An 11,112-nucleotide genomic window follows, 5' to 3' on the forward strand; every position below is an offset into this window, starting at 1 on the left:
GAAATTTTAATTTAATTTTGTGCTAAACCCAAGTAAAACCAAACATTATTTTCTTTTACAAATTTCGAGTTTTCGCATATAACATCTGTGATACCATTTTCTATAAAGTATGCATTAAAGCTTACGGTATCGTTTGAGGATTTTAGTATCTCTAATTTTATCCATTGAACAGATTTCGCCCATTTTACAATGGCTTTTTTTTCTTTTATAGGGCGAGTACTTTTATGGTGTGTTTGCATTAAATATGTGCCTTTGGCTAAAACAAATGCCGAGTAACGTGAACGCATTAATTGTTCTGCAGTTATTGTTTTACCACCATTGTTGTGATATATCTCACAACAATTTTCATAAGATTTATTTGCTCCGCAAAAGCACTTTAAAATTACACCCAATTTTTAGGGTTTTTCAATACACTTAAAAGCTTTTCTTCAGCACTGTCTTTTTCAGGATGATGATCATAAACCCATTGTACTTTAGGTGGTAAACTCATCAGAATACTTTCTATTCTTCCATTTGTCTTTAAACCAAATAAAGTTCCTTTGTCGTGCACCAAATTAAACTCAACATAACGTCCACGGCGTATTTCTTGCCAAGTTTGTTGCGCATTAGTAAACGGCAGATTCATTCTTTTTTCAATTATAGGACAATAAGCATCTAAAAAACTGTTTCCCACTTCAGTCACAAAATTAAACCAATCTTGCATACTCATTTCTTCTGAAACTTTACAGTAATCAAAGAATAGTCCTCCTAATCCACGGGCTTCTTCTCTGTGAGCATTGTAGAAATACTCGTCGCAACGCGCTTTATATTTAGGATAAAATGTTTCGTTGTGCTTATCGCAAGCATTTTTACAAGTTTGATGAAAATGTGTAGCATCTTCTTCAAACAAATAATACGGTGTTAAATCTTGACCACCGCCAAACCATTGGTCTACAATTTCGCCTTCTTGATTGTACATTTCAAAATAACGCCAATTAGCATGTACAGTAGGAGCCATTGGGTTTATTGGGTGTAGAACTAAACTTAGACCGCAGGCGAAAAAATTAGCATCTTTTACACCAAAGTATTGCTGCATACTTTCAGGGAGTTTTCCGTGGACTTCACTTATATTAACACCTCCTTTTTCAAAAACAGCACCATTTTCAATAACACGAGTTCTTCCACCACCACCTTCTGGGCGATTCCATAAATCCTCTTCAAATTTTGCTTTTCCATCAATTACCTCTAAACGACTTGTAATAGTGTCTTGAAGTGCGCGTATATAAGCTACAAACTGTTCTTTCATTTAATTTCTTTTAATCCCGTGTCACTTAATCTTTTTTGTTCTTTAATCAATCGTACTGTTTCAGTGGTTGAAGCGGTTACGGAAAGTGGTAGCACTAGTATTATTCCTATCACAGGAATAAATAGCATTGCCATAAAAATAATCCCATTTCCTATTGCAACACCTTTGTTATTTTGAACAAATTTTGTGCTTTCATTATATTTAAAATGACGTTCTAAGGTGTAATCCATATTTCCAAAACCAGCATAATACGACTGTATAATAAATAATAACACAGAAGTTATAATATTTAAAAGTGGGATTAAACTGAGTAGTAATAATGGAATTGTAAAGAGCAGTTCGTATAGTAAATTACGAACGTTTATACGTATACCACGCCACAATTGTTCTGTACCACTTGTGTCACGATGTGTATGATGTTCCCCTAATAAATGTCGTTCTATTTTTTCTGAAACAGGGCTCATGAATGGTGCGCTAAAGGCCATTATAATATGTTTATATAATACTAAGCCAATTGCAATAACAATAATACCACCAAGAACTTCGGAAATTTTAAGAAACGTTTCACTTCCCCATTCCCAAAACCAGATTTTTGCAATAACACCACCTATATTATCACTTAGACCCCAGGCTAGAAAACCAATAGTGATAGCTGTTAAAAAACTAATAAGTACAGGAATACCAAAATACTTCCATAACTTTAAATCGCTTATCAATTTAAAAGTACCGGCGTATGCTTTTATCCCTTTATAAATATTTTTGATCAACTTTTTAAGTTTAATTAATAAGATACATTTTGAATTGGTTAGTAACAGGCTCTTTTATTCCTCAATAAAAACCATTTCATTATAAAAACGTTTCATTTCTTTAATATTAGACACTTTTTGAGCAAATTCCATTTTTTTGAAGGTAAAATCAACAATTTCATCTTCATTTTTATCTAAAAGGTTGAAAAAGCAGATTCGCCCTACAGCGTTGTTGTGTAGGTCCATTGCTTCATCAAGTTTTTTGTTTTGTGTTACACTTTCGTATAAATCACCTACTTTTTGTGCCCAAAAAACACTTTTTTGTTTGTTTTTAGTCCTTTTTAGAGTGTTTCTGCAAATAAGTATATTCCATAGCGCATGTCTAAATGCGTTTGCTTGATTGCTTCGGTGATGCTCATTTCCGAAGCGTTCATTACAAATTTCGAATGTTCTTTTTGTAGCCCTTAGGGTAGGTATAATCAACAAAGGATTTTTCAAAAATAAAATTGAAAAATCCCAAAGTTGAGGTATACTCAATCGTTTTATTCGAGCCCAGAGATTCAAGATTCGTATTTATATTCTTTCACTGCTTCAATAAAAGCTCCCGCATTTTCAATGGGGATATTTGGTAAAATTCCGTGACCTAAATTAACAATGTATTTGTCTTTTCCGAAGTCATCAATCATCTCTTTTACCATTTTCTTAATAACGGCAGGAGGACTAAATAATCTAGTTGGGTCAAAGTTACCTTGTAACGTAATATTTCCGCCAGTTAAATAACGGGCGTTTCTTGGTGAACAAGTCCAATCAACTCCTAATGCTGCAGCGCCACTTTTAGCCATAGTGTCTAAGGCAAACCAACATCCTTTTCCAAACGCAATAACAGGGGCGTCATCTTTTAGCGCATCGATAATTTGTTGCATGTACTGCCAAGAAAATTCCTGATAATCAACAGGCGATAACATACCTCCCCAACTATCAAAAACTTGTACGGCGTTCACTCCAGCTTTTACTTTTTCTTTAAGATAAAGTATGGTTGTGTCTGTTATTTTTTGAAGTAATTCGTGGGCAGCAACTGGCTGTGTAAAACAGAATTCTTTTGCTTTGTCAAAGTTTTTACTTCCTTGACCTTGTACACAATAACATAGAATTGTCCAAGGACTTCCAGCAAAACCTATTAGCGGAATGTCGTCATTAAGTTTTTCTTTTGTCATTTTAATGGCCTCCATTACGTACCCTAGCGTTTCGTGAATATCTGGCACAATTACACTATCAAGATCTTTGTGAGTTCTGATAGGATTAGGTAGCCAAGGTCCAATATTTGGTTTCATCTCAACGTGAATATTCATTGCCTGAGGAATCACTAAAATATCGCTAAATAATATCGCAGCATCCATCCCATATCTTCTAATAGGTTGTACAGTTATTTCACTAGCAAGTTCAGGTGTTTGGCAACGTGTAAAGAAGTCATACTTTGCTTTGATTTCCATAAACTCTGGAAGATATCGCCCAGCTTGTCTCATCATCCATACTGGTGGACGGTCTACAGTTTCGCCTTTTAGGGCTCTTAAGAATAGGTCGTTTTTAATTGTGCTCATATTATTTTTTCTCTAAAGTCTTTTCGAGCGCAGTCGAGAACTATTTTAATAAACCTCTCGACTGCGCTCGAGCGGATAATCTACATGTTTAACAATTTTTTCTTTGACAATGACTATTATTATTTCAATGTTTCAACTGCCTTTTTAATAACACTTTCAACCGATGTTGTTGTTGAAACTACAATATTGTCGCTGTGTTTTTTAGCAGCATTAGCTGTTGTTTCTCCAATACAAAATAAAGTGGTAGTACTATCTACTGTTTTGTTTAAAGTAAAATAGCTTTCCACACCACTTGGGCTATAAAATAGAATTCCATCCCACTTTTGTTCGTATCTACGTGGTTTTAGTATTGTTTTATAGGTATTTACTTCAATAAACTCAATATTTGAAGTTTTTAACGTATCAGGAATTTCATCTCTACGTTGTTCTCCACAAAAAAAGTAAAAAGTCCTTTCTTTATATTTATTTGCAATTATTTGAGCTAAATCTGCTCCGTAATTTGCTGTTTCAATCACTTTTAAACTATTTCCTTCTAAAAGCGCTTTAGTCTTTTGACCAACACAGAAACAGTTATTAATGCTGTAGTCAGTTTTTAAAATAGCATTGACTCCGTTTTGACTAGTAAATATTCCATTTTCAATCTCTGAGGGCATTTTGAAATCGATAAATTGAATCTCGATTGCATCATAATCCACTAATGAAAACCCTTGTCCCAAAAGAAGGTCTCTTTGGTAAGGTTTTAGGTTTCTAGTTGAGAGGATTGATTTCATTTGGACTATTTGTTTGTGTTCCTGTACAAACTAAGTTTTAACAATTTAAGATTTCACTATTGTAACGAAATTAGGTTCTAGTTAACTCATTTCGTTTTTAATTGCAGCCATCATTTCTTTTCCGCCATTCTCAAGTAGCTCCTCTGCAGCAATATTTCCTGCGGATAGACTATTGTCAATTGCTACTGATTTAGCAACTTCTAATTTGTTTTCGCCATCTAATGAAAATAGACATCCTTTAAACTGAATAGTGTTTTCTACTATTTCGGCTAATGCACCTATAGGAGCTGTACATCCACCTTCTAATTTTCTTAAAAAATCACGCTCAATTTGTGTACAGATTTGTGAATTACTATTGTTAAGTTTTCTTACAGCCTCTGTAGAATATTTGTCATTTTGCAATGTTACTATAACCATAGCTCCTTGTGCGGGTGCCGGAATCATCCAGTCTAATTCTATATAGTTTTCGGGTAATATATTAATTCTTTTTAAACCAGCTTTTGCGAAGATGGCTCCGTCCCAATTGTTGTCTTGTAGCTTTTGTAGACGTGTATTCACATTTCCGCGTAAATCAACTACAGTATGGTGTGGATATCTATGTAACCATTGTGCTTTTCTGCGTAAACTTCCTGTAGCTATTGTGCAGGGTTTTGTGTAATCTATTTTGCCTTTTGTAACAAGAATGTCTTCGGTTGCTGCACGTTCTAAAACTGCAGTTTGAATAATACCTTTGGGTAAAGCTGTAGGGACATCTTTCATACTATGCACCGCTATATCAACGGTGCCATTAAGCATTGCAATGTCTAATGTTTTAGTGAAAATTCCTGTAATTCCTAACTCGTATAAAGGCTTATCAAGAATCAAATCGCCTGTAGATTTTACAGCAATTAATTCTGTTTTATAACCAAGATCTTCTAATTGTTTTTTTACGGTATTTGCTTGCCATAAAGCTAACTCACTGTCACGGGTTCCAATTCTAATTGCCTTATTCATGGGTATTAGTTTCCAGTTTAAATACTTGGTTTATGAGGTCTATGCTTTGTTGCGTAGTGCCATTTGCTCCTTTTAAATGGTTTGCAAATTGAGTCGTTATTTTTTGGATAATGCGATTGCTAATAATTTCAGCTTGTTCTTCATTAAAGTCTGAAATTTTACGTCGTTGATTATCTATTTCTCCAATTTTAATTTCGCTTAATTTCGTTTTTAATGCTTTTATTGTTGGTGCAAAAGATCTATTTTTTGACCAAGCATTGAACTCTTCTGCAACTTCGTCAATTATTGTTTGTGCAAGAGGTATCTGAGATTGACGATGTTCTAAAGTTGCATCTGTAACTTTCGATAATTCATCTAAATGAATCAACGTTACATTTGGGTTTTCTTTTACTGTTTCCGATACATTTTTAGGAATTGAAAGGTCTAAAATAAGTAATGGTTTTTTTAAGTAAAGTAACTCTTTAGAAATAGTAGGCTGCTGTGCTCCTGTAGCAACAATTAGAATATCGCTCGTAGCTATTTCACTTTGAATATTTGCATAGTCTTTAACTACTAAATTAAACTTACCAGCAATTTCTTCCGCTTTTATTTTTGTTCTGTTAATGAGTGTTATATGCTCATTTTTAGTGTGTTTTATAAGATTTTCACAAGTGTTTCTTCCAATTTTTCCAATTCCAAAAAGCAAGATATTTTTCTCTGAAACATAAGGTACACGAGCCATAATATATTGTACTGCAGCAAAACTAACAGAGGTAGCACCCGTAGAAATTTCAGTTTCATTTTTAATACGTTTACTAGCTTGAATAACAGCATTACCTAAACGCTCCATATAAGCATTGAGAACTCCTGCTTTTTTAGAACGACGAAGTCCAGTTCTTAACTGACTAATAATTTCAAAGTCACCTAAAATTTGACTGTCAAGACCCGTTCCTACTTTAAATAAGTGAGCTACTGCATCTTTACCTTTATGAGTGTATGAAACGTGGTTGAATTCATCAACAGTTCCATGAGTATGTTCACATAAAAGGGCTACTAGATTACTAGCCTTTTTAGCGAAACCATATATTTCGGTTCTATTACAAGTTGAAATAATGGTTAATGAAGATACTCCTTGTTCTTTAGCCGAAGCTATAATTTTATTTTGTGCATTTTCAGAAATACTGAAATGCCCGCGAATTTCAGCATCAGCCTTTTTATAATTAAGACCAATAGCGTAAAAATCTTCTGCCGAAGTTGTGCTCAAACGATTGTTAATTGTGCTGATAGCGTTGTTTTCTTTAAAATCTTATTAGATAATAGCTCTTATGTATTCTATTATTTAAGTCAGAAAACAAAAGTAATTTATCAACAAGCCAAAAAACAACGCTAGAGGCACCAATAATGTCGGTGCGCGTTCGTTTTAATCTAAAATAGTTCAAAAACCTCGTAGAATCAATAAATACGTATCTTTGTTGAACGATATTAAATAAGTTATTTATAATAATTCTAAATAAATGGACAAATCTCAAAACGATAATATTTCAGAAAGTATCGCTCAAGGTATTTATAAAGAAACCACCATTGAAGAGGGTTTTTATATTTTGAAGTTTAATAACGAAACAGATGATAGTCAGGTGTTTAAGCGCGATGTTAATTCTAATAACATTCAATTTCATTTTTGTGTTAAAGGGAGCGCATACTTTATTTTTAATGAAGGGAACTATAAATTACCTATTCCTGAAAATGGTTCGTTGTTGTTATACAATCCTCAACGGGATTTACCTATTGAAGTAAGTGTTGCAGCAAATTCCTGGGTAGTGTCAGTATTATTGCCAATTAAAAAATTTCACACGTTATTTTCTACTGAAGCAAATTACATTTCATTTTTAAGTGGAGAGAATAAAGATCGAAAATATTATAAGGATGCGATAATTTCGCCTTCAATGGCAATTGTACTTAATCAACTAATGAATTACAATTTGCATCCATCGGTAAAACCGTTATATTTTAAAGGAAAAGCTTACGAGTTATTGAGCTTGTATTTTAATAGAGAGGAAGATGTTGATGTGGAGCAATGTCCATTTTTAGTAGATGAATTAAATGTTGCAAAAATTAAAAAAGCAAAGCAAATTATTATTTCTCGTATGGCTGAACCGCCTACATTGCAAGAGTTAAGTGATGAAATACAATTACCATTAAATAAATTGAAAGAAGGTTTTAAACAAGTGTATGGTGATCCAGTTTTTAGTTTTTTATTTGATTATAAAATGGAAGTTTCACGTCAATTATTAGCAACAGGATCTTACAATGTTAATGAAGTAGGTTTAAAAGTTGGGTATAGTACAGCGAGTCATTTTATAGCTGCATTCAAGAAAAAATTTGGCACTACCCCTAAAAAATTTATTATGGGGTTGAGTTCATAGCGGGCTTATCAAAAGTGCTTATTGTGCTAGTGGATTTTAATATTCTCTTCACGTTATAACCATTAAATTAGTTTTATTTTTGTTCAACTTAATGTCGCTTTGAATTTAACAAAGTCGAAAAAAGTCTTTATTAGACTAAGACAGACAATATTTATTTTATGAAAGGAGTTCTTCTAGTAAATCTCGGGTCACCCGACAGTACAGATCCAAAAGATGTAAAAAAGTACCTTGACGAATTTTTAATGGATCCACGTGTAATTGACGTTCCACGATGGGCTAGAATATTATTAGTTCGTGGGATAATACTTAACACTAGGCCTAAGCAATCGGCTAAAGCATATGCTAAAATATGGTGGGAAGAAGGTTCGCCTTTAATTGTACTTTCTGAAAGACTACAGAAAAAAGTGCAGTCTAAATTAAATATCCCTGTAGGATTAGCAATGCGTTATGGATCTATGACTTTGAAAAAAGGAATTCAGGAATTAGTAGATCAAGGTTGTACTGAAATTAAAACAATTCCATTATATCCTCAGTTTGCTATGGCAACGACGGAGACAATTGATGTAAAAGTTGATGAAATTATAGCAGAACATTTTCCACATGTTAAAATAACACGCACAGCAGCTTTTAGTAAAAGAGAAGATTACATTAAAGTTCTTTCAGAAAGCATAGGTGAAAGATTAGAAAACCTAGATTATGAACATCTTTTGTTTAGTTATCACGGAGTTCCAGAAAGGCATATAAGAAAAAGTGATGTTACCAATGGAAACTGTAAAATGGATGGTAAATGTTGCTTTAAAAAGGGAAGTGAACAACATGAATTTTGTTACCGTCATCAATGTGAAATGACTACTGTCAATGTTGCAAAATTTCTAGGATTAAAAAATGGAACATACTCAACAACCTTTCAATCTCGTTTAGGATTTGACCCATGGTTACAACCTTACACTGACAGAACAATTGAAAGAATGGGAAAGGCTGGAGTAAAAAAAATGGTGGTAGTAACACCTGCCTTTGTTAGTGATTGCCTAGAGACTTTAGAAGAAATAGCTATGGAAGGTGAAGAGATTTTCCACGAAGTTGGTGGTAAAGAGTTTTCGGTAATTCCTTGTTTAAATGATAGAGACGATTTTGCTCAAGTACTTGCAAATATGGTAGAAGAATGGCGAATAGTAGATGTTGAAACCGCAATTGCTTAAAAAAACAACTTGAAAAAAAACTCAGATTCATTAGGTACCGCATCTATTAGCAGCTTGCTAATTAAGCAAGCAGTACCAGCCTCTATAGGTATTTTAGTGATGTCACTCAACATCATTGTAGATACCATTTTTATGGGGCGATGGATTGGGCCGCTTGCAATTTCAGCAATAACAGTTGTATTACCAGTTACTTTTTTTATTGCAGCAATAGGTCTTGCAATAGGTATAGGGGGAAGTTCAGTACTTTCGCGAGCTCTTGGTAAAGGAGATGATATTAAAGCACTGAAGGTTTTTGGAAATCAAACCACTTTAACCTTTTTGATTTCAGGAATATTAGCAATACTTGGCTTAGTTTTTCAAGATTATGCTATTAATTTTTTTGGTGCAGATGATAGTTTTAGAGACTTAGCACTTACCTATTATCGCATTGTACTTTACGGAATTGTGATGCTTGCCATGTGCATGATGGGTAACAATGTAATTCGTGCAGAAGGAAAACCAAAGTTTGCTATGTATGCGATGATGCTTCCAGCAATTGGGAATATTGGGATGGATTATATTTTAATCGATGTTTTGGGTTATGGAATGGAAGGTGCTGCTTGGGCAACTTTTATTAGTTATGCAATGTGTTTCTTATTTGTGGTTTGGTTCTTTTTATTTAAAAGTGAATTACGCCTTACACTTAAAAGTTTTATTCTCGATTCTAAAATTGTAAAAGAAATAAGCGGGCTTAGTGCAGTAACTTTAGCACGACAAGGCGTAATAGCGATACTCACTATTTTGTTAAATAATGTACTTATAAATACTGGAGATGCTATTGATGTTGCTAGCTATGGTATTATTAGTAGGGCATTAATGTTTGCGCTATTTCCGGTAATTGGTGTTAATCAAGGGTTTATGCCTATTGCAGGCTATAACTATGGTGCAAATAAATTTCAGCGCGTTAGAGAAGCTATTAATATTTCGGTGAAATATTCCGGAATATTGGCATTGGGAATTTTCATATTGATAATGGTATTTGCTGAACCTTTTGTTAGCATTTTTATAAGCAATAAAGTAGGCCAAGAAGCAGGAACAATTGCTAATAATGCTGAGTTATTAAAACGAACTCCTAATGCACTTCGTTGGGTATTTGCAGCAACACCGGTAATTGTAATCCAATTAATAGGGGGCTCTTACTTTCAAGCAATTGGTCGCGTAATTCCTGCATTATTATTGAACTTAACTAAACAAGGATTCTTTTTAATCCCTTTAGTTATAATACTACCTCAGTTTTATGGCGTGTTTGGCGTTTGGATTTCTTTTCCAATTGCAGATGTGCTTTCTACTACCGTTACTGGATATTTCTTACAAAGAGCGGTGAAGAAGGATTTAGTAGAGTAATTGATTGTTTTTAGGTACATTTAATAATCAAATTTTTGGTTATGAAAACGATTCTTTTACTGTTAATTACCTTAACCTCACTATCTGCTCAAGATAAATCTAGTGATATTGATCCATTACTTTTTAAAACATGGTACTTATATTCAGTATCAGTTGATTTAGGAGAAACAAATTATTATTATGGTGAAGACGTTTCGAGAATGACCATCTATGAAGACTTATCCTTTTATGCAACTGATAATTGTTGGGAAATATCGGGTAATTTTCAAGAATCTGAAGGACCACATTTTGGTGATTTCGGTTTGGAGATGGTTGATTATGAAAAAGCCTGCATTTTAGGTGGAAGTTCTAGTTATGTTTTAGAGTTAGTTTATGAATTTGATCAAACCATTGGTTGTTACGTCGAAGCTGAATATATGTCTATGGAGACATATGCTGGTTTTGTTCATGGGTTTAAAAGTGAAATTACTCTTTCTGCCCCAACACACACATTAAATGAAATTTCGATTTTCCCAAACCCAACTTCAGATATCATACATATTCAAAATATTTCACAGCCAATTGACCTTGCTACGCTGTATTCCTTAAATGGGAATATTATAAAAACCTACACGACAATTTATAATAAAATTAACATTTCCGAAGTTCCATCAGGAATGTACTTCCTTGTTTTAGAGATAGATGGCGCAACGACTGTTAAAAGGATTGTAAGAGAATAGCTCTTTTTGTAACTTCA

General features: G+C 33.6%; 12 protein-coding genes. 4 read left to right on the top strand and 8 right to left on the bottom strand.

Annotation, left to right across the window (positions count from 1 at the left end):
• Positions 1 to 11: 11 nt before the first annotated feature.
• The 8 genes from GBH57_RS04265 to hemA all read right to left on the bottom strand — a co-directional run bounded on the left by GBH57_RS04265 (position 12) and on the right by hemA (position 6,635).
• Entirely contained in the window at positions 12 to 392 is a 381-nt protein-coding gene (locus tag GBH57_RS04265; protein ID WP_235904640.1) for a YchJ family protein, read from the bottom strand.
• Positions 383 to 1,285: an oxygen-dependent coproporphyrinogen oxidase gene (gene hemF, locus GBH57_RS04270; protein ID WP_151672806.1), complete on the bottom strand. Its 903-nt coding sequence runs from the start codon at positions 1,283 to 1,285 to the stop codon at positions 383 to 385. The genes GBH57_RS04265 and hemF overlap by 10 nt, the downstream gene beginning before the upstream one ends.
• Entirely contained in the window at positions 1,282 to 2,052 is a 771-nt protein-coding gene (locus GBH57_RS04275) for an EI24 domain-containing protein (protein WP_151672807.1), read from the bottom strand. Before GBH57_RS04275 ends, hemF begins: the two co-directional genes overlap by 4 nt.
• 54 nt (positions 2,053 to 2,106) lie before the next feature.
• Positions 2,107 to 2,568: a DUF6973 domain-containing protein gene (locus tag GBH57_RS04280; RefSeq protein WP_151672808.1), complete on the bottom strand. Its 462-nt coding sequence runs from the start codon at positions 2,566 to 2,568 to the stop codon at positions 2,107 to 2,109.
• Positions 2,569 to 2,591: 23 nt separating this feature from the next.
• A complete protein-coding gene (gene hemE, locus GBH57_RS04285; protein ID WP_151672809.1) occupies positions 2,592 to 3,629 on the bottom strand; it encodes a uroporphyrinogen decarboxylase in 1,038 nt (345 codons plus the stop codon).
• Positions 3,630 to 3,748: 119 nt separating this feature from the next.
• On the bottom strand, positions 3,749 to 4,399 hold the full coding sequence (locus tag GBH57_RS04290; RefSeq protein WP_151672810.1) for a uroporphyrinogen-III synthase: 651 nt from the start codon (positions 4,397 to 4,399) through the stop codon (positions 3,749 to 3,751).
• Positions 4,400 to 4,480: 81 nt separating this feature from the next.
• A complete protein-coding gene (gene hemC, locus GBH57_RS04295; protein WP_151672811.1) occupies positions 4,481 to 5,392 on the bottom strand; it encodes a hydroxymethylbilane synthase in 912 nt (303 codons plus the stop codon).
• A complete protein-coding gene (hemA, locus tag GBH57_RS04300) occupies positions 5,385 to 6,635 on the bottom strand; it encodes a glutamyl-tRNA reductase (protein WP_151672812.1) in 1,251 nt (416 codons plus the stop codon). Before hemA ends, hemC begins: the two co-directional genes overlap by 8 nt.
• Positions 6,636 to 6,885: 250 nt before the next feature.
• Between hemA and GBH57_RS04305 the strand changes: the two genes are divergently transcribed.
• From GBH57_RS04305 to GBH57_RS04320, 4 genes are all read left to right on the top strand, one after another.
• Entirely contained in the window at positions 6,886 to 7,794 is a 909-nt protein-coding gene (locus GBH57_RS04305) for an AraC family transcriptional regulator (protein ID WP_151672813.1), read from the top strand.
• A gap of 158 nt (positions 7,795 to 7,952) precedes the next feature.
• The gene (gene hemH, locus GBH57_RS04310; protein ID WP_151672814.1) at positions 7,953 to 8,993 is read left to right on the top strand and encodes a ferrochelatase; all 1,041 of its coding nucleotides are present in this window, start codon (positions 7,953 to 7,955) and stop codon (positions 8,991 to 8,993) included.
• 9 nt (positions 8,994 to 9,002) lie between these two features.
• Positions 9,003 to 10,376, top strand: a complete 1,374-nt coding sequence (locus GBH57_RS04315; RefSeq protein ID WP_151672815.1) for an MATE family efflux transporter — start codon at positions 9,003 to 9,005, stop codon at positions 10,374 to 10,376.
• A 41-nt stretch (positions 10,377 to 10,417) separates the two neighbouring features.
• Positions 10,418 to 11,095 (top strand): T9SS type A sorting domain-containing protein, encoded by a 678-nt coding sequence (locus GBH57_RS04320; protein WP_151672816.1) that lies wholly within the window; start codon positions 10,418 to 10,420, stop codon positions 11,093 to 11,095.
• Positions 11,096 to 11,112 lie beyond the last annotated feature (17 nt).

Origin of the sequence: Patiriisocius marinus (assembly GCF_008974325.1) — a bacterium.
Lineage (GTDB): Bacteria > Bacteroidota > Bacteroidia > Flavobacteriales > Flavobacteriaceae > Patiriisocius > Patiriisocius marinus.